The sequence below is a fragment of the Profundicola chukchiensis genome (assembly GCF_029664245.1).
In the GTDB taxonomy this organism is placed as follows: Bacteria; Bacteroidota; Bacteroidia; order Flavobacteriales; family Weeksellaceae; genus Profundicola; species Profundicola chukchiensis.
The window spans coordinates 50856-70355 of sequence record NZ_JANAIE010000008.1; the positions used below are offsets into that span (position 1 = coordinate 50856).

The 19500-nt window shown below is 34.6% G+C and carries 16 protein-coding genes and 1 tRNA gene; 9 read left to right on the forward strand and 8 right to left on the reverse strand.

Features of this window, described 5'->3' with window-relative positions:
* Positions 1-99: 99 nt before the first annotated feature.
* The 3 genes from NLM59_RS10390 (at position 100) to NLM59_RS10400 (ending at position 3180) form a co-directional block, all read left to right on the forward strand.
* The gene (locus tag NLM59_RS10390; RefSeq protein ID WP_304417717.1) at positions 100-948 is read left to right on the forward strand and encodes a phosphatase PAP2 family protein; all 849 of its coding nucleotides are present in this window, start codon (positions 100-102) and stop codon (positions 946-948) included.
* A gap of 4 nt (positions 949-952) precedes the next feature.
* Positions 953-2080, forward strand: coding sequence for a hypothetical protein (locus tag NLM59_RS10395; RefSeq protein ID WP_304417718.1), 1128 nt, complete (start codon positions 953-955; stop codon positions 2078-2080).
* Between the two features lie 62 nt (positions 2081-2142).
* The gene (locus tag NLM59_RS10400; protein WP_304417719.1) at positions 2143-3180 is read left to right on the forward strand and encodes a hypothetical protein; all 1038 of its coding nucleotides are present in this window, start codon (positions 2143-2145) and stop codon (positions 3178-3180) included.
* A gap of 133 nt (positions 3181-3313) precedes the next feature.
* Here the strand turns inward: NLM59_RS10400 and NLM59_RS10405 are convergent.
* A tRNA-Gln gene (locus NLM59_RS10405) sits at positions 3314-3384 on the reverse strand.
* A gap of 195 nt (positions 3385-3579) precedes the next feature.
* On the opposite strand from NLM59_RS10405, the gene ligA reads away from it, so the two are divergent.
* The 3 genes from ligA to NLM59_RS10420 all read left to right on the forward strand — a co-directional run bounded on the left by ligA (position 3580) and on the right by NLM59_RS10420 (position 8733).
* A complete protein-coding gene (gene ligA, locus NLM59_RS10410) occupies positions 3580-5571 on the forward strand; it encodes an NAD-dependent DNA ligase LigA (RefSeq protein WP_304417720.1) in 1992 nt (663 codons plus the stop codon).
* Between the two features lie 65 nt (positions 5572-5636).
* The gene (locus NLM59_RS10415) at positions 5637-7517 is read left to right on the forward strand and encodes an ABC-F family ATP-binding cassette domain-containing protein (protein WP_304417721.1); all 1881 of its coding nucleotides are present in this window, start codon (positions 5637-5639) and stop codon (positions 7515-7517) included.
* A 64-nt stretch (positions 7518-7581) separates the two neighbouring features.
* Complete coding sequence (locus NLM59_RS10420) at positions 7582-8733, forward strand: peptidogalycan biosysnthesis protein (protein ID WP_304417722.1); 1152 nt, start codon at positions 7582-7584, stop codon at positions 8731-8733.
* Here the strand turns inward: NLM59_RS10420 and NLM59_RS10425 are convergent.
* The 7 genes from NLM59_RS10425 to NLM59_RS10455 all read right to left on the reverse strand — a co-directional run bounded on the left by NLM59_RS10425 (position 8730) and on the right by NLM59_RS10455 (position 15176).
* Positions 8730-9833 carry an alanine racemase gene (locus NLM59_RS10425; RefSeq protein ID WP_304417723.1) on the reverse strand — a complete coding sequence of 368 codons (1104 nt, stop codon included), beginning with the start codon at positions 9831-9833 and terminating at the stop codon, positions 8730-8732. The genes NLM59_RS10420 and NLM59_RS10425 overlap by 4 nt on opposite strands.
* 51 nt (positions 9834-9884) lie before the next feature.
* Positions 9885-10328: a GNAT family N-acetyltransferase gene (locus tag NLM59_RS10430; RefSeq protein WP_304417724.1), complete on the reverse strand. Its 444-nt coding sequence runs from the start codon at positions 10326-10328 to the stop codon at positions 9885-9887.
* Positions 10329-10372: 44 nt separating this feature from the next.
* Positions 10373-10654 (reverse strand): chaperone modulator CbpM, encoded by a 282-nt coding sequence (locus NLM59_RS10435; protein WP_304417725.1) that lies wholly within the window; start codon positions 10652-10654, stop codon positions 10373-10375.
* A gap of 3 nt (positions 10655-10657) precedes the next feature.
* Positions 10658-11575: a J domain-containing protein gene (locus NLM59_RS10440; protein ID WP_304417726.1), complete on the reverse strand. Its 918-nt coding sequence runs from the start codon at positions 11573-11575 to the stop codon at positions 10658-10660.
* 127 nt (positions 11576-11702) lie between these two features.
* A complete protein-coding gene (locus tag NLM59_RS10445) occupies positions 11703-12158 on the reverse strand; it encodes an RrF2 family transcriptional regulator (RefSeq protein WP_304417727.1) in 456 nt (151 codons plus the stop codon).
* Between the two features lie 9 nt (positions 12159-12167).
* Positions 12168-13889, reverse strand: coding sequence for an amidohydrolase (locus NLM59_RS10450; protein ID WP_304417728.1), 1722 nt, complete (start codon positions 13887-13889; stop codon positions 12168-12170).
* A 15-nt stretch (positions 13890-13904) separates the two neighbouring features.
* Positions 13905-15176, reverse strand: a complete 1272-nt coding sequence (locus tag NLM59_RS10455) for a M28 family metallopeptidase (protein WP_304417729.1) — start codon at positions 15174-15176, stop codon at positions 13905-13907.
* Positions 15177-15293: 117 nt separating this feature from the next.
* On the opposite strand from NLM59_RS10455, the gene NLM59_RS10460 reads away from it, so the two are divergent.
* From NLM59_RS10460 to rimO, 3 genes are all read left to right on the forward strand, one after another.
* Positions 15294-17240 carry an alpha-amylase family glycosyl hydrolase gene (locus NLM59_RS10460; protein WP_304417730.1) on the forward strand — a complete coding sequence of 649 codons (1947 nt, stop codon included), beginning with the start codon at positions 15294-15296 and terminating at the stop codon, positions 17238-17240.
* Positions 17241-17366: 126 nt separating this feature from the next.
* Positions 17367-18026 carry a C40 family peptidase gene (locus NLM59_RS10465; protein WP_304417731.1) on the forward strand — a complete coding sequence of 220 codons (660 nt, stop codon included), beginning with the start codon at positions 17367-17369 and terminating at the stop codon, positions 18024-18026.
* A gap of 141 nt (positions 18027-18167) precedes the next feature.
* Entirely contained in the window at positions 18168-19472 is a 1305-nt protein-coding gene (rimO, locus tag NLM59_RS10470) for a 30S ribosomal protein S12 methylthiotransferase RimO (protein WP_304417732.1), read from the forward strand.
* Positions 19473-19500: the final 28 nt, after the last annotated feature.

Here is a 19500-nt window from a genome sequence, read left to right on the forward strand (position 1 = left end):
ATTGAATAGTTAATATTAAATTTATAATGTTAATTTAATATTTGGGAAATGTTTAAGTAACAATAACTACTTTAGCACCCCCTAATTCAACTTTATTTTTTGAAACTGAATCTCCCAACATATTGGTATATCATGGCGACTTATTTAATGATAAGTTTGGTCGCTGCTATTTTCTATTTACCTGAATCATCAGGTTTAAATACGATTCTACTCAATAGATTGGTATTCGTGGGATTGCTATTGTTGGTTTTGTATTTAAAAACAAGAATAAAAGATCAGCTATTTCAATTGATAAGTTTGATTAGTGTTTATGCGTTTTTGGGAAGTGTTTACTCAGAAACTGCTATACTGAATACGATGTTTTTTGAAAAGCAAGATGCTTTAGTATCGCATTGGGATGAGGTTTTGTTTGGGTTTCAGCCAGCTCTAGAATTTTCTAAACAATATAGATCTATGTTGTTTAGTGAACTTATGTTTATGGGCTATTTTTCTTATTATCTCATGCCTTTATTTATAATTTTTTCACTTTATAAATCAGGAAAGCTTAATCATTTTGGGTTTTTATTAATAGGCTCTTTTGTTTTGTATTATCTTGTATTTATACTATTTCCAGTTGCGGGACCACAGTTTTATTTTGACTATCCAGAGAATCATATTCAAGCGCAAGGATGGTTTGCTAAAGGCGTTAAGCTAATTCAGCAAATAGGAGAGGCGCCTACTGCTGCATTCCCGAGTTCGCATGTGGGAGTGACCGTAATTATGCTATTATTTTTAAATCAATATTTCAAAAAGTTACTTATTTATATTATTCCATTTGCCCTTGTTCTATTCTTTTCAACGGTCTATATAAAGGCGCATTATGCAGTAGACGTATTTGCAGGTATTGTATCGGGATGGGTAATTTATAAGACTTTAAACTCAATTTATTTATCATCTCAAAAGCCTTAAGCTTATGTCTATAAATGTAAAAGAACTAGAAACTAAATCCGAATGGAAAGAATTCGTCTTTTTGCCAGAGAAGATTCATAAAAATCATTCTAATTGGTTGCATCCACTATATATGGACGATAAAAAGTTTTTTGATAAAGACCGAAATCCATCCTTTAAAAACAATAAAGCCAAGTTGTTTTTAGCTTTTAATGATCAACAAGTTGTAGGTAGAATTATGGGTATTATTCCCACGAAATATAATGAGGGAAAAGAAGTTAAGTGCGCTCGATTTTCTTACATGGAATGTTATGAGGATAAAGAGGTTTTTGATGCCTTATTAAAGGCTGTTACGGATTGGGCTTTAGCCTTAGATTGTCAAGAATTGATTGGCCCTATGGGGTTTTCAGATAAAGAACCACAAGGATTTGTGACCAAAGGTTTTGAGGAGCCAACCATGTTCGTTACGAATTGTACCTATCGTTATATGAAGGAATTTATTGAGGAAAATCAATTTAATTCTTTCGTTAAATTACATGAGTATGAAGTTCCCATCGATGAGCAAATAAAAACTCGCTACGAAAAATTTATAGAAAGAGTTTCGCGTAATCAGCAGGTTAGGTTGCTTGAGTTTAAAAAAGGAAAACAAGTAAAACCTTATGTTTCTGGGGTTTTTGAATTAATTAATAAAACCTATCAGGAGATTTATGGATTTACCGAAGTCACAGAAGCTGAACGTGATGAGTTTGCCAATCGTTTCTTGCCCTTATTAAATCCGAAATTAATCAAGATTATTGTCGATCAACACGATAAAGTAGTGGCTTTTGTTATAGCCATGCCAGATTTGAGTGAAGGAATTCGCAAGGCTAGGGGAAGAGTTTATCCTGTAGGCTGGATTCATTTATTGAAGAGTTTTAGAACTTCTAAAAGGCTTGTTTTGCTGTTAGGAGGAGTAGATCCGGCAATGCAGAATAAAGGTTTAGATGCGATTTTGGCAGAAAGCTTATTTAAATCAGCTATTGAATTAGGTTTTAAGACTATGGATAGCCATTTAATCATGAAAGACAACAAAAAAATGATCGCTGAAATCGAAAGGCTTGAAGGTCATCGACTTTGTAAGGAGTATACTATTTATAAGAAGAGGATTGGGTAAATGATTTAAGATGTGATATTTAAGTAAAAATTCATAAATTGTACTACCTAATCTATTTAAGCATGGAAGTTTTTGCAATTATCATAGTAATCTTAGTTATAATTTTTATTTTTTACTTCTATAAAAGAGTTTCCGCGAAAAGCAATTCTTTAAATAAAGATGTTTTGGTGAATACTGAATTATCAACTAAGCCTTCAGGAAAAGAAGTTAACGGTTTGGTTCATAATCATGATAATTCATGTAGTAGCGGGATTTATGATCAATTATTAGTTTACTTTAGTGATTCCAATGAGTCTTTTTATGAAGATGAAAAATATTTAGATTCACTAAAGTTGGGGTTAGAAGATGAAGAAACGAAACAACAAATTGGTCGCGCGCAATTATTTAAATTAATAGGAGAGTACTACGTTGTAAACAATAGAGTTTCTGAAGCTATAAAATCTTGGGAAAAAGCTATAGAAGAAGATCCAAAGATTGGTTTAAAATTAAAGCTTAAGAAGTTACAGGATGTATCCGAAATATCAGAGGAGTTAAAACAACAACTACTGAGTAAGAGAAAAGTTAAAAGGAAAAAGAAAAAGAGAGATTTTAATTGGGTTGTTAAAAATTATATAAGCTTTTTTAACAGGTTTAATATAGACGAGGAGGCTTTAAAATCTAAGTATCTTTTATGGAACAAAAACAATTCTCAACCAATTGAGGACTTTGTTTGGTATATGTTTAATTCCATGTTAGATGAGAATGCAAAGAAAAATCAACCTTTAAATGAATTTTATCAAAAAAATGCAGAAATATATTCAGAAATGACTTCATTTAGAAGAGTGCATGAAGGTAAAACAGAAAATGAATTATATAAATTATACAATGAGAACTCTGTTAAGGCAAATGTATATAATTCAAAAGTTGAATTAGAGGTTGCAATAATAGGAGCTCCGGATTGTATTCAAGGTAGAAAGCTAAATAAAAAGATGATTTCAGTAGAAGAGGCATTAGAAAATACAATTATTCCTTATGATGAATGTTCTAGAGGAGCATGCATGTGTATGTACTCTGTTGTTTCTAAACATGATTCGGATGGATCTTTGATATTCAAGGAATAGAAGAAAATCTTAGTTCAAACAATATTTTATGTACTAAATCTATCTCTGGTTGCGCATTAGGTGCACCTTTTTCTATGCTTAAATTAAGCACAAAAAAAACCTCCTGAAATTCAGGAGGTTATCTCATTAATTGTAGACCCACAGGGATTCGAACCCCGACAAGCGGCACCAAAAACCGATGTGCTACCGTTACACCATGGGTCTTTTCGATTAATTCGATTGCAAATATAGAAATTAATTTTTGACTCCACAAAATGAAAATTGAAAAAAGTTTGAAATTTTTTGAGTTCAAACTTCTAATTCATTCATTACAAATTGGTTCGATAAAATAATTTTTTTCAATGTATTTTATCTTAACCGAATTCCGTAATTTGTGAACCTATTAAACTTGCATTTAAAATGAATATTGAACAAAGAATTCAAGAGCTTTCTCAGGAATTAGACGAGCATAACTACAAATATTATGTACTAGACCAACCGAGTATCTCGGACTATGAGTTTGATATGAAACTTCGCGAATTACAAGAGCTAGAGGAAAAACATCCAGCTTTTGCGAGTCCTAACTCGCCAACGCAACGTGTAGGAGGTAGTGTAACCAAGAATTTCCCAACCATAGAGCATAAGTATAGAATGTATTCTTTGAGCAATGCTTATTCATTTGAAGAGGTAGAGGAATGGATAGCGCGCTTAGAGAAGTCCATGGGAACTAACTTGACTTATGTTTGTGAGTTGAAATATGACGGAGCTTCGATTTCTTTAAAATATGTGGATGGAAATTTAGTCGAAGGTGTTACCCGTGGTGATGGTTTTCAAGGTGATGAAATTACGACCAATGTTAGAACCATTCGTTCGATTCCTTTAAAACTAAAAACAGCTACAGAAGGTGAACTTTTTGTTCGAGGAGAAATCATTCTCCCTTTTACAGGTTTTCAACAACTCAACGCAGAAAGAGAAGAATTAGGTCTTGAGCCTTTTATGAATCCACGTAATACGGCCAGCGGAAGTCTTAAAATGCAAGATTCTACCGAGGTGGCTAAACGTCCGCTAGAAGCCTTTATGTACGGAGTGTTGGGTGATAATCTTCCTTTCGATACTCAATGGGAGATGTTGGAGTTTGCACGCCAGGCTGGGTTTAAAGTTCCGAATGCAGCTCAACTTTGTAAGAATGCACAAGAAATTCAAGATTTTATTAATCATTGGGACAAGGCTCGTCATGATTTGCCTTATGAAATCGATGGAATTGTAATTAAAGTAAATGAAATTCATCAGCAGAATGAATTAGGATATACAGCCAAATCTCCTCGTTGGGCTGTGGCTTATAAATTTAAAGCAGAGCAGGTTCAAACCAAATTAAACTCGATTACTTACCAAGTAGGAAGAACGGGTGCCGTTACGCCTGTGGCGAATTTAGAGCCGGTTTTATTGGCTGGAACTACCGTTAAACGTGCTTCTTTGCATAATGCTGATATCATTGCTCAGTTAGACGTTAGGATTGGCGATACCGTTATGGTTGAAAAAGGTGGAGAAATTATTCCAAAAATTGTGGATATTAATCTAGATCTTCGCCCAGCTGATGCAGAAAAAATAGAGTTTGCCAAAACTTGTCCTGAGTGTGATACGCCACTAGAAAGAGCGGAAGGTGAAGCTGCTTTTTATTGTCCGAATGAAGATGGTTGTCCACCACAAATCAAAGGACGAATAGAGCATTTTGTGAGCAGAAAAGCCATGGATATGGAATCTGTGGGTGCTGAAACGATTGCACTTTTCCATGAAGCTGGATTGTTAAACAATATTGCAGATTTATATGATTTAAAGAAGGAAGATATTTTGCCATTGGACCGAATGGCCGAAAAGTCTGCGAATAATATCATTGAATCCATTGTTAAATCTAAAGAAATTCCATTCCATAAGGTTTTGTATGGATTAGGAATTCGTTTTGTGGGTGAAACTGTGGCAAAGAAATTAGTTAAAGCTTTACCGACAATTGATGCTCTTATGAAAGCTTCGCAAGAAGATTTAGAAGCTATAGATACAATCGGTGTTAGAATAGCCGAAAGTGTAAGAAAGTATTTCGAGAATCCTGAGCATATTGAAATGATTCAAAAATTAAAGGATTACGGATTACAGTTCGAAGCGGTGGCAGATGAGAATGTTTCTGATAAATTAAACGAGCAAAGTTTCTTGTTTACGGGAAAATTGACGGAATTTACACGTGACGAAGCCAAAGAAATGGTTGAGAAAAATGGAGGTAAATTAGTTTCATCCGTTACCAAAAAATTAAATTATTTAGTGGTGGGTGAAAATGCAGGTTCAAAACTTAAAAAAGCAACAGAGTTAGGAACAGTGAAAATCTTAACTGAGCAGCAATTTCTAGATATGCTTCAAGAATAGAAGGGCATAGTGAAATAGTCTTTTCTTAGCCGTATATTTGTAGGTTGAATTATTAAATTATATCTGTGACTTTCGCAACTATCACCAATCTTACTAAATCCTATGGCATCCGAACTTTGTTTGAGGATGTTAATTTTATTGTCAATCAAGGCGATAATATTGCCATTGTAGCTAAAAACGGAAGTGGTAAGTCTACTTTATTAAAAATTATTCAGGGTGTTGAAACACCTGATTCTGGTGAGGTTGAAATTCATCGTGGAATCGATGTTTACACGCTAGAGCAAGGTGATGACTTCGACGAGAATTTGTTAGCGAAAGACATCATTTATGCGCATGATAATGATGTTTTGCAGTTATTAAATAAATATCAATCTTATTTGAACGAAGGTATTTCTGATCAGCGTTTGATTGATGTAATGACCCAGATTGATGAAGCGAATGCTTGGAATGTTGAGTCATTATTTGAGGAGATTTTCTCTAATTTAAAGATTGATTTCTTAAACCAAAAGATTGGAAGCCTATCGGGTGGACAACGTAAAAGGATTTCATTAGCTAAATTTTTAATTGATATTTCGATTGACGAAGGGCATCAATTATTAATCTTAGATGAGCCTACCAACCACCTAGATATTGAAATGGTGGAGTGGTTAGAATACTTCATCAACAAAGAGAACCGAACTTTGCTTTTGGTGACCCACGATAGATATTTCTTGGATTCAATTTGTACACAAATTCTGGAATTAGAAGATCAAACGATTTATGTTCATCGTGGTGATTACGAAACCTATGTGACCAATAAAGCGAACCGAATCGAAAACCTTCAAGCGAATATTGATAAGGCTAAAAACCTTTATAGAAAAGAGCTTGAATGGATGCGTCGTCAACCTAAAGCGAGAACTACCAAATCAAAGAGTAGGGAGCAATCTTTCTATAAAACCGAAGAAGTTGCTAAGCGTAAGATTGTAGACCAAAATCTTTTATTAGAAATGCAGATGACGCGTTTGGGTAAAAAGATTGTTGAGTTCGAGGAGGTGAGTTTTGCTTATGGTGAGAAAAAGATATTAGATAATTATTCCAACTTATTTGCACGTGGTCAAAAGATTGGAATCATCGGTAAAAATGGTGTTGGTAAGTCAACCTTTCTTAAGATTCTAGAAGGTGATGTTCAACCAGATTCTGGAGAAATCGATAGAGGAGATACGCTTGTTTTTGGACATTTTAAGCAAGATGGAATTTCATATAAACCAGAGCAGCGTGTTATAGATTTTGTAACGGATATTGCAGAAAACTTCCCATTAGCCAATGGTGGTTCTATGTCGGCAAGTCAATTCTTGCAATTGTTCTTATTCGAGCCACAACAACAGTACACGCCGATTAGTAGATTGAGTGGAGGTGAGAAAAAGCGTTTGCAATTATTAAGTGTTCTCTATAAAAATCCGAATTTCTTGATTCTGGATGAGCCTACCAACGATTTAGATTTGCCTACTTTAACTATTTTAGAGCAATTCTTAAATGATTATTCTGGTTGTTTATTGATCGTTTCCCACGACCGTTACTTTATGGACAAGGTGGTAGATGAGTTAATGATTTTTGATGGTCAAGGTAAGATTTCGACATTCTACGGAACTTATACAGAATATTTCTTGGACCAAAAAGCTCAGCAGCTAGAGGCGAGTAAGCAAAAATCTGAAGAAATTAAACAGCAGCCTAAGCCTAAGTCAAATGAGAATAAATTGACTTATAACGAGCAAAAAGAGTTTAAACAAATCGAAAAGGACTTACCTAAATTAGAAGAAAAACGTAAGGAGTTAGAAGCTAAATTAACGGACACAAGTTTGGATTTAGATAAAATCACAGAAATCTCTGAAAAGTATCAGCAAATTAAAGATAAAATTGAAGAGGCAGAAATGCGCTGGTTAGAGTTGTCTGAAAAGGAAGCTAATTAACTTTTCGGGATTAAATTTTATAAGTATTATTCCACTACAAAACTTTCTATTTTTGCCTTAATTTATGACGCATTTGAGCTACAGCCTTTATACTTCTGTTCAAGAACTTCCACAAGAATGGGATAGGCTGCGCAAAGATGAATTTTTAAATTTAGCCTATCTCACAGCACAAGAAAATGCACTACCTAAAAACATGGATGTGTTTTATATTGCTGTTTATCAATTAGATAAATTGGTTGGTAAAGCTATTGTTCAGCGTGTGCGTGTTCAAGGTGAAGAGGTTTATAGAAATAATCCAAGCTCGATGAAAGAAGAGTTGCTCAATCTTCTTAATATCAATATTCTGTGCCTTGGAAATCTAAAACTCACGGGCGAGCATGCCTATGTTTATGATGAAAATGTTGACGAATTAGAGGTTTTAAGTTTATTAAAAGAAGCCTTAAATGAAATCAGGCAGATTTCTAAAAAGGAAAAATTGCCGATTCAACTGATGGGTATCAAAGACTTCTATCAGGATTCTAAAATAAGAGTTGAGAAAATCTTTAAAGATTATCAAGCTTTTACAGTTCAGCCAAATATGGTTTTCGAATTTAGAAAAGAATGGAAAGTCTTCGATGATTATCTCGATGCGATGCGTACTAAATACAGAACCCGAGCCAAGAGAGCATTTAAGAAATCCGAAGGTATTGTTTATCGAGAGTTAAATTTGGAAGAAATTCTAAGGTGGAATAATTCAATTTATCAGCTCTATTTGAATGTTTTAAATAATGCAGATTTTTCTCTATATCAATTGCCTGAGAATTATTTTGTAGAAATGAAGAAGCAAATGCCGAATAAATTCAAATTATTTGGTGGTTTTAAACAAGATTCTTTGGTTTCATTTTATTCAATTATTGAAAATAATGAACAATTAGAAGCTGGTTTTTTGGGTTATGATGCTGAATTACAAAAGGAAAATCAATTATACCTCAATTTGCTTTATCAAATGATAACCTACGGGATAGACTTTGGATTTGATAGCTTAGATCTTTCTCGTACCGCGATGGAAATCAAAAGTTCGGTAGGAGCAGAGCCCATCGAAACCTTTGGACTTTTAAAACATACAAATCCTTGGATGAATAAAGTTCTGAAATCAATATTCAGTAAGTTTTATCAACCCGAAGAATGGATTCAAAGAAGTCCTTTTAAAGATGTCGATAGATCGTTGAGTAATTAATCGTAAACGCGATCAATAAACTTAGAAACTAATAACCTAGCCACCGCCATATAATTTGGCTGAAAATATAATTTGTCACCTACTTTAAATCGTTGGTTGCCGTTTTCATCTAAATTATCACCCAAATCAATCACAATCATATCGCTTGTCATTCCCACAAATTTAATTCCCTTGGTTTGTTCTGTGGTTGATAAATCCTCGTGATTAACATCTAACAGGCCAAAGTCCATAATAGCTTTAAAAGTGGTTTTAGAGCTATCTTTCTCGTCGATTTCTGCAATGTTTCCAATGCTGGCATCGCTCATTTCTCCATCAGGCACCAATTGTTTTTGCTCTAATTCGATGATGTTGGCGCTAAATTCAAAAGTATCTGTGTTTAAATTTAAAAATTGACTAGCTTCAACAGGTGTTGTGCCAAAGAATGCAGCTTCTCCAATTCGGAAATGATTGATTCCCTCTGGAATGGTTTCATCCCTCAAAAGTGGCAAAGTAATACTCGATCCGCCGGATAGCATATAAACACTTCGGTTGAATTTTTCGGCGATGTGTTCCTTATAATTCGCAAGGGTTTCTAGCTTTTCATAAGTTGGCTCAATTCCATACATACAACCCAAATTAGATCCAATACCAATCACCGAAATATTAGACATTTCGAAGACTTTTTCATAAAAATCCATAATATCAGAGCGGTTCACACCTTCGCGTAATTCACCCAAATCAATCATAATAATGATATGATGAATTTTGTCTTGTTTCTTGGCCTCTTCGTTTAGGGCTTCAATGGTTTCATAGGATGAATTCAATGAAATGTCTGCGTATTTAATTACTTCTTCCACATACATTTTTGCAGGTGGTTTAATGTAAATCGTACGCATATCTGGATTCACTGCCTTTAAGTTCTTAAGACTTGTTAAGCGTGAATCACCCACCGATTGAATGTTTTCAATTACGTCATCCGTAAGTAGTTCTTTCAGAAATTCTTTATCACCCGAAAAAACTTTGGTAATCAAACTCCAATAAACATTATGCTCCTTAAAAAAAGCAGATAAGTTTTTGATGTTTTCCTTTATTTTATCGGTATGTATTATTAGTTCAGCCATTTTATTTTAAATGAATAGTTAGGGTAGGTTTTAGTGCTAATTCAAATTTAATTAACGCTTCAAACGCATTTCTAAATAAGGATTAGTAAAACCTAATTTCTCATAAAGTCCTTTTGCAGGATTATCTCTATCTACGTGTAAAGCTACATCGCCTTCTGCGTGATCAATCGCATTTTTCATTAAGGTAGAACCTAGGCCTTCACCACGATGATCTGCATGTGTTGCGATATAAACCAAAATGTTTTCTGGAATATATCCGCCCATTCCCGTGTGATTGAAAATAGTTGCTGCTTTAATGGTGTCGCCATCTTCAATCGTCATAACGAAACCGCCTTTAGAATCAAATTTTTCTAAGGCATAATCCATACACTTAGAGATATACTTTTTTTCGTCGCCGTATTCATCTAAATGCGTGTATAGAAAACTCGCAATAGCTTCTTGTTTGGCCTCGCTTGGCATATTGTTTTTATCGTAAATTGAGATTTTATGATCCATATATTTCTTTGTTATGTTTTGTATTTAATTTAAATTCAGATAGTTTATATCTGTAGTTTTTTCTCTAAAATTTGAATTTGTTTTTGCATTTCTTTCATGCGTTCTAACATGTGGCGCATGGCGTCAATTCCTTCTAAATTAACTCCTAATTCGTAGTGCCAGCGAGCAAACATTTCAATTTGAGGTAAATCATTTTGGTCAATATATTCCACTTCCTCTTGTTTCTCAAGGCGTAGAAGACCTTCGCGATTAAGTTCTAATAGAAAAGAAGTTTCTATTTTCTCGTTTTCGCAGAATTCTGTTATTTTAATATATCTAGTTTCCATGATCTACTTCAGTTTTGCTAATTCTTCGAATAATTCTTTTTGCTTGCTGCTTAGTTTTGTTGGAATTTCAACTTCATAAGTCACAAATAAGTCTCCAAACTTAGCATCTTGCTTGTATTTAGGGAATCCTTTGCCGCTCAATCTCACTTGAGTTCCATTCTGAGTACCTGGTCTTACTTTTAATTTTACCTCACCATCAAAAGTGACTAATGTGATTTCTCCACCTAAAACAGCTGTGTATAAATCGATTTTTTCGGTTTTATACAGGTGATCTCCATCTCGTTTAAATATTGGGTCTGGTGTAATTCTAAAAGTGATATATAAATCTCCTTTCGGACCTCCATTTACGCCTTCGCCACCATGACCCGGAAGTCGAATTTCTTGTCCATCATAGACACCTGCAGGAATCGTGATTCTAATGTTTTTGCCATTCACAGCCAAGGTCTGTTTGTGCGGTTCTGATGCTTGTTTTAGACTTAATTCTAAGCTAGCATGAAAATCTTGTCCACGAAACTGTCGTTGACTGCTTCTAAAACCACCAGAACGGCTACCAAATAAATCTCCAAACAAATCTGAGAACTGACCTTCGTCAAAGTTACCTGAATAAGCTTGAGACCATTCTTGGCCGCCACTGCCAAAAGGATTTGATTGCTGATATTGTTGCTGTTGTTGACGTTGTTTTTCTATTTCTTCGGCATGCTTCCAGTTCTCGCCATATTCATCATATTTCTTGCGTTTCTCTGGATCGCTCAATACTTCATTAGCTTCATTTAGCTGCTGAAACTTCTGTTGCGCCTCTTTATTATCCGGATTTAAATCAGGATGATGCTTACGCGCTAGTTTGCGATAAGCCTTTTTGATATCCGCATCGGAAGCGTCCTTATTTACGCCAAGAATTTTATAATAATCTATGAATGCCATCTAAAACTTTGAATTTACAAAATTCTCGCAACTTTCGTGCTAAAGTCCTGGATTTGTTAAAATGGCAGTTTTAAGGATTTATAGGTGATTTTCAAGAGAGAAATTGTGAAAATAAACCTAGTTAAGTTTAATCTTTAGTAGGATTTAAGCTTTCATTTTTAAGAATTGCTTCTCGTTGAATAATATCTTTGAGCGTACTTTCTTTTAAACGTTTTACGGTTTCATTTCTAATTTCCATCGCCACTTGTCGAATACCACAAGTTGCCTCATCAACACATTCCTCACATTTTTCATAATAATTATAAGTCACGCAGGGTAGTAGAGCAATCGCACCATCAAAAAGACGCATTACTTGCGCCATATGTATATTATCTGGTGAATCGTTTAGTAAATAACCACCGTATTTTCCGCGCTTACTAGATAGAATTTTAGCTTTTTTAAGTTCAAATAGAATGTTTTCCAAAAACTTAACAGGAATATTTTGATGTTCAGAAATCGTCATTACACTTATCGGCTCATGCTTTTTGTTCTTAGCAATATAAACCAAGGCATTAATGGCGTATTTCGTCTTTTTAGAAATCATGTTTTATAATTATTCAGCGGTATATTTAATTTGACCACCTACCAAGGTGTAAAGCACTTTTGTATTGGGGATATCTCTTTCTTCACAAGTTAATAAATTGGTGTCTAAAATCACGATATCAGCAACATAGCCTTTTTCTATTTTGCCTTTCCAATCCTCTTGAAATCCAGCAAAAGCATTGGCTTGAGTATAAATTTCTAAGGCTTTTTCTCTAGACATTTTTTGATTTGGATAAAAGGCTTCATCATTGTCTAATCTCTTGCGTGTAACAGCTGCGTATAGATTCTCAAATGGATTAATTCTTTCAATCGGTGCATCGGTTCCATTCGCGATATGAATATTTTTATTTAACAAGGTTTGCCATACATATGCGCCTTCTTCAACGCGTTTTTCACCTAGTCTTTTAACCGCATAAGGTGCATCTGAAGTGCAGTGAACGGTTTGCATACTGGCAATAATATTCAAATCAGCTATGCGATCGATATCCGTTGGATTTAAGTGTTGTGCATGTTCAATTCTCCATCTTCTCTCGCCAATTTCATCACCAGCAACTTTCTCGAAAACATCTATTACTTCACGGTTTCCTCTATCGCCAATAGCATGAATACAAACTTGAACATCTAATTCCTTTGCTATTTCTGCCGTTTTTTCTAAACTCTCAAAAGGTGTAACATTTTCTCCTTTATAGCCTGGTAAATCTGAGTAATCTTCAATCAACCAAGCACCTCGCGAACCAAGTGCGCCATCAACAAAGGCTTTAACAGCAGTATTGGTGAAAAACCTATCTTCTCGTGTCGATTCAACATGATCTCTCAGAGTTTGTAAAGGTGTATTTTGTAGAGCATGGTCGCTTAGCATAGCATACAAACGTAGATTTAATTCGTTCTTATTAGATAAGTCTTTGAATTTCAAAGCGTCATTAAAGCTAATGCTGGCATCGTGAACAGTAGTAATTCCTTGAGAAAGACATTCTTCTTCTGCTAATCTTAAATAATTTAGCCACTCTTTGGCAAGATCATCTTCGGTTTTATTCTTTTGATTTTCCGCATAAGCACGAGAAATCAGAGACATGGCATTTTCTTGAAAAACTCCCGTAGGTTGACCCTCTTGATCAAATAGAATTACACCACCATCTGGTGATTTTGAGCTTGCATTTACTTGGGCAAGTTCCATGGCCTTGGCATTCGCAATTAATCCATGTCCGCTCGCATGAGTTAGCATTACAGGGTGATCAGGTGAAATTTTTGATAATTCATCGTGAACAGGAAAACCTTCAATCATTTCGTTAGGAAGATTCGGCCATTTTTCTTGATGCCAACCTCTACCTACAATCCATTCGCCTTTTGGTAATTCAGCAGCTTTTTCTTTAACCATAGTAACTACTTCTTCCCAAGATGTGGTTGAAAGAAAATCAAGATTGGCTTTATTTTTACCTAATGAAATAAAATGGGCATGCGCATCAATAAAACCAGGCATTAAGAAATTTCCATTGGCGTCGATAACTTTTGCATCCTCTACCTTGCTATCAGTTATTTTTAAATCAGGATTTGGAACTAATTCTATGATTTCACCATCCTTTATTAAAACATCCATAGCTTCTGTAGTCCCATTGGGTAGCAAAACCAAAGCGCGCTGAATCCATAAATCATATTCTTGTTGCGGACTTATATTTTGGGTTTTATTACAAGAGGAAATGATTAAAAGGCAAAGGGCTAGAATTATAATTCTCATATGCTTAAAATTAAATTAAAGTTTTTCTATGAATTTGGTAAGTAATTCATAAACACTGTAAAACTCTGTCAAAGGTAATGTTTCTGCTTTATCTAGTGGATTGTGATAATGTGAAATTCCGCATAGCGTATAAATAAAGAAACTCGGGATTTCTGCCATGTGAAAAGGGCAGTGGTCTGAATTACAGGCCTCTCCACGTTTTTTAATTTGTTTTAATAATTTATGCTCACGATTGATTTGTTGTAGCAGTTCGTATTCATTTTTATAAATGCTGCTATTTACCACTTGGATACCATCATCGCCTGTTCCCAGAATATCTAAATTAATTACAAATCTTATATCCTCTTTCGGTACGGGTAAATGTTGAACCGCTTCGAAAGCTCCCTTTAAACCAGCTTCTTCTCCAGTCATAGCATAAAAATAAACATCATTCTCAATGGGATGGCTCTTAAAATACTTTGCTAATTGTATCAACATCGCGACACCGCTTGCATTATCATTAGCTCCATGAAAAACGGTTTCATTAATTTGACCTAAATGATCGAAATGCGCCATGATCAAAATGGCCTTATCACTTTTGCTACCTTTTATTTTTCCAACAATATTATGAGAAGTAAAAGAAGTTTCGAGATCTGCCGCCAAGTTCAGTTGAATTTCGCTTCCTTCTTTAGGTAAATCATCTAAGAAAACATGAATGAAGTTGTCTTGGTGGTCACTTATACCGTGAATTAATTTTTCGTGCACATGTATGATGGCTGGTATATTATAATGATTCTTTTCTTGATCTAAATAATCACTAAAAGCGAATAGATTTTGTTTTAAACTGTCGGTGGCATTTCTAAAATCAAGAACAGGAATTTTACCTTGATTCAGGGAAAGAATTCGAAAGGTTTCCTTTCCATCTTGTAGAGAAAAGTCAAAAATATCATCCGGAAAATGAAAAGTAGTGGAGGAGATATTGTCACTTTCAGAATTTGGACCTACTAAATAATTTACTCCATACTCTTGTGGCTTTCCATTAATTTTTAAATCTACAGATTTAATGATATTCACAGGGTAAGTGACTTTTTGCCGATAGTTTGGATAAACGGGCTCAAGTTCTATTTCTTGAAATTTATGGGCTATATAACTTTCTGCTTTTTCGAGCCCTTGATGCATATATCCACGACCATGAAAATCATCAGACGCTAGTTTTTGAATATCTTCTTTGGCACTTTTAATTAACTTTTGTTCAAGGCTACAAGAGCTTAAACTCAGTAGGATGGCGATGAATAGGAGTATTCTCATGCGAATTTTTGTTTTTATTTTCAATTCAAAAGAAGACCTTAATGCTAAGTCTCAACTGAATTTGAATGTTCAAGATACTGATTCGCTAAATCATTAAAAAATTGTATCTTTCCTTGAATGAAAAAATCCGTTTCGTACCTAAAAGAAATTCACAAGTTTTTTAAGGAAAATGCTTGGGATTTAGAGGAATATAAGGTTCCTAATTTGTGGATTTATGATAAACCGACTTCTGGGAATTCGAGTTTAAGTTTTAATGAATTCTATCTGAATAAGCTCGAAGAAATATTATCCTACGACCGAAACGAGGATTATAATCAGTCATTATCTAAAATAAATAATGAACATCATGGCATCGGAGGAGATTGGAGTTATTACTCCGTGGTTTATAATGCTTTTCCAAGATTTACGGCAGCGTATGATCATAATAACTCTGGTGATTTAGAGGATTTTAAACATAAGGGAAAAGTCGTTAAGAAAACTGGAACCTTTCTTAAGATGATTAGCATGTTGCCTTACATCAAAAGTTTTGGATGTAACGTATTGCATTTAATGCCGATAACTAAAATTGGAATCGACGGAAATCGAGGAGACCTTGGTTCGCCTTATGCCATTAAGAATCCTTATCAATTAGACGAAAGTTTAGCCGAAACAGCTATACCATTTAGTGTAGAAGAGCAATTTAAAGCATTGGTGGAGGCATGTCATATGTTGGATATTCGTGTGGTTTTAGAATTTGTTTTAAGGACAGCTTCTTTAGATAGTGATTGGATCAAGGATAATCCTGATTGGTTTTATTGGATTAAAAAAGATCAAGCAAAGAATTACACGAAACCAAGTTTTTCACCAGAAGAATTAGAAGAAATTCGAAAAGTTCCTTATCGTAGAAGTTCTTGTATTGCGCCATCTAAGGAATATCAGAATTTATTTGCTAATCCACCTTCGAAAGAGCAAATTAAATTTATAAACAATAAATATATAGCCGAAACAGAAGAAGGAGAATTAATTATTCCTGGAGCTTTCGCAGATTGGCCACCAGATGATCAGCAACCACCTTGGGATGATGTGACTTATTTAAAGTTGTATAATGATGAATTTTCTGAGCAAAATTTTAATTATATAGCCTATAATTCGATTCGATATTATGATACGGATTTAGAGAAAGAAGAAAATCGGAATCTTGGATTATGGAAAGCCTTAATTGGTATAATTCCGCATTATCAAACCCATTATGGAATTGATGGAATTATGCTAGATATGGGACATGCTTTGCCTGAGGCGTTGATGACGCGATTGATAGAAGAAGCAAGGAAAATAGATTCTGACTTCTGCTTTTGGGAAGAGAATTTCGAAATCAAAAAGTCTAGCCGCAAAACAGGTTTCAATGCAACTTTAGGTTTCGAATGGGAGTTTAAGGAACATGATGTGGGAATTAGGAATATGTTAATTACTGCAAGTAGAGCACTTCCTTTGCCGTTTTTTGGAAGCCCAGAAACGCACAACACTCCCAGGTTAAAAGATTTATTAATCAAAAAACAGTATTGGGTATTAAATTCCTTATTGCCTAGTTGTTTGCCCTTTATACATTCAGGTTATGAATTGAACGAAACTCATCCCGTGAACACAGGACTTAATTTTAGTCAAAAAGAATTAGAAAATTACAAAGATTTTCCATTGGCCTTATTCAATCGTCAATCTCTAGACTGGGATGCTTCAGTTGAATTGGTTGAGTTCATGCAGAAAATAGCTTTATTAAGAATTAAAAATCAAGAATGGATTGCAACAGGAGACGAAAGAACCTTAAGTATTCTCTATCCAGAAAATCGTTTTGGGAAGGTTATAGCTTTTCAGCGGCATGATGCTTTCCAACCTTGGAAAACTATATTAGTGATAATGAATAGTAATCTATACGGATATGAAAAGTTCTTTTTAAACCTATTTGGGACTTATAATAATGAATATATTGAGTATTTAAGTGGGGATTTTTATTCCTTTGAAGACCATTGGATGTCTGGTGAGCTTAAACCTGGCGAATGTCTTTTATTTGAAATACATAAATTATTATAAGATTTATTTTGTTTCTTAATGAAAAGTTAAATCAAGTTAAAGTTATCTCAAACGTAGGCTAACATCGATAAAAACAGAAATAATCCTATTATTTTTAACTTCGATTTTTTATAAGGAATATTCTTTATGCATTCGACACAACTGAGAGGACTTTTAGCTGCATGCAGCTTATTTTTTATTTCATATACAGTACAGGCCCAAACCGGACCGACTTTCGCATCGACAACAACTACAGCTCCTTCAAGTATTATTGAGGAAAGCTCTGCTGAAGAAGTTGATTTACCAGAAGAACAAGAAGAGATCTTAAGCGAATTAGAGATTATGATTCTTCAGGAGATTGGAAAAGCTATGTCATTCGCCGAAAGAAAATCAACCATATTTAGTTTAATTGAAGAAGCCAAAACCTATATAGGTACACCCTATGTTTATGGTGGGACTACCAGACGCGGGATAGATTGCTCTGCATTTATGCAAAGTGTGTATTCAGCTAATGATATTTCCTTACCTAGAGTTTCTCGAAATCAAGCTTTGGTAGGAAGCGAAATTCCTTACGAAGATATTGAGATGGGAGACATGATATTTTTCTCAAATAGTCCGAAATCTAATATTTCACACGTGGGAATGGTAGTTGAGGTAACTGAAGATGATATTATGTTTATACATGCAGGTACGTCTACAGGTGTTACGATTTCTCCGTTGTCTATGAACTATTGGAGTAAGAGATTCAGATATGCTAAACGTGTATTTGGAAAGACGCCAGAAGAATATATCGCAAAAAAGTCTTAAATTTAGATTTATATAATTCCTTACACTTTATAATGAACAACCTCATTCCAACCGGATGAGGTTGTTTTATTTTAGCTACGATAATATTCAAATGCTTAAGGTAAATACTAATTCCGTAACTTTGCAGCCTGAAATATTTTTATGCGTACGAAATCTGTAGGAAAGAAGAAGATTAACATGGTTACTTTAGGATGTTCAAAAAACATCTATGACTCTGAAGTTATCATGGGCCAATTGAAGGCAAATGGTAAGGAAGTGGAACATGAAGTAAAAGGAGATATTGTTGTAATCAATACTTGTGGTTTTATTGATAATGCCAAACAAGAGTCAATTAATACTATTCTTGAATTCGTTGAAGCTAAAAATCAAGGTCTTGTAGAGAAAGTTTTCGTTACAGGATGTTTGAGCGAACGATATAAACCAGATTTAGAAAAGGAAATTCCAGATGTTGATCAATATTTTGGAACAAGAGAATTGCCACTTCTTTTGAAAGCTTTGGGCGCAGATTATAAACATGAATTGGTAGGAGAGAGGTTAACGACTACGCCAAGACATTATGCTTATTTGAAGATTGCAGAAGGTTGTGATCGACCTTGTTCGTTCTGTGCGATTCCGTTGATGCGTGGTGGGCACAAGTCAACTCCTATGGAGGATTTAGTGAAAGAAGCAGAGAAGCTTGCTAAAAACGGTACGAAAGAACTGATTTTAATTGCTCAAGATTTGACTTATTATGGTTTAGACTTATATAAGCGTAGAGCTTTAGGTGATTTGTTAAAGCAGTTAGCAAAAGTTGAAGGAATAGAGTGGATACGTTTGCACTATGCTTTCCCAACAGGGTTCCCAACAGATGTTTTGGAGGTCATAAAAGATGAGCCAAAAGTTTGTAATTATATAGACATTCCGTTACAGCATATTTCAACAAAATTATTGAAATCTATGCGCCGAGGAACAACTAAAGAAAAGACCAATGCTTTGTTGGCTGATTTTAGAGCTAAAGTTCCAAATATGGCGATACGTACGACATTGATTTGTGGTTATCCAGGAGAAACCTTAGAAGATTTTGAGGAAATGAAAGCATGGGTACAGGAGCAAAGATTTGATCGTTTAGGATGCTTTACTTATTCACACGAAGAAAATACGCACGCGCACAACTTAGTGGATGATGTTCCGCAGGAGGAAAAAGAGCGAAGAGTAGAGGAGATCATGGAAATTCAAACCCAGATTTCTTGGGAGCTTAATCAAGAAAAAATCGGTAAAGAATTTAGAGTTTTAATTGATAGAAAAGAAGGAGAATACTTTATTGGTAGAACTGAATTTGACTCTCCAGATGTGGATAATGAGGTTTTAATCAAAGGCACCGACATTTATTTGCCTATCGGTGAGTTCGTTCAAGTTAAAATTACTGATGCTACTGAATTTGATTTATTCGGTGACGTAGTGGAGTAAATATATACTGAGATTATAATTTAAAGTA

Excerpts from the sequence above, each read along its gene's own strand:
- ligA (WP_304417720.1), top strand. The coding sequence starts at position 3,580 with ATGAATATTGAACAAAGAATTCAAGAGCTTTCTCAGGAATTAGACGAG.
- NLM59_RS10450 (WP_304417728.1), bottom strand. The coding sequence starts at position 13,889 with ATGAGAATTATAATTCTAGCCCTTTGCCTTTTAATCATTTCCTCTTGT.
- NLM59_RS10460 (WP_304417730.1), top strand. The coding sequence starts at position 15,294 with ATGAAAAAATCCGTTTCGTACCTAAAAGAAATTCACAAGTTTTTTAAG.
- NLM59_RS10435 (WP_304417725.1), bottom strand. The coding sequence starts at position 10,654 with ATGGAAACTAGATATATTAAAATAACAGAATTCTGCGAAAACGAGAAA.
- NLM59_RS10445 (WP_304417727.1), bottom strand. The coding sequence starts at position 12,158 with ATGATTTCTAAAAAGACGAAATACGCCATTAATGCCTTGGTTTATATT.
- NLM59_RS10440 (WP_304417726.1), bottom strand. The coding sequence starts at position 11,575 with ATGGCATTCATAGATTATTATAAAATTCTTGGCGTAAATAAGGACGCT.
- rimO (WP_304417732.1), top strand. The coding sequence starts at position 18,168 with ATGCGTACGAAATCTGTAGGAAAGAAGAAGATTAACATGGTTACTTTA.
- NLM59_RS10395 (WP_304417718.1), top strand. The coding sequence starts at position 953 with ATGTCTATAAATGTAAAAGAACTAGAAACTAAATCCGAATGGAAAGAA.
- NLM59_RS10425 (WP_304417723.1), bottom strand. The coding sequence starts at position 9,833 with ATGGCTGAACTAATAATACATACCGATAAAATAAAGGAAAACATCAAA.
- NLM59_RS10420 (WP_304417722.1), top strand. The coding sequence starts at position 7,582 with ATGACGCATTTGAGCTACAGCCTTTATACTTCTGTTCAAGAACTTCCA.
- NLM59_RS10400 (WP_304417719.1), top strand. The coding sequence starts at position 2,143 with ATGGAAGTTTTTGCAATTATCATAGTAATCTTAGTTATAATTTTTATT.
- NLM59_RS10455 (WP_304417729.1), bottom strand. The coding sequence starts at position 15,176 with ATGAGAATACTCCTATTCATCGCCATCCTACTGAGTTTAAGCTCTTGT.
- NLM59_RS10430 (WP_304417724.1), bottom strand. The coding sequence starts at position 10,328 with ATGGATCATAAAATCTCAATTTACGATAAAAACAATATGCCAAGCGAG.
- NLM59_RS10465 (WP_304417731.1), top strand. The coding sequence starts at position 17,367 with ATGCATTCGACACAACTGAGAGGACTTTTAGCTGCATGCAGCTTATTT.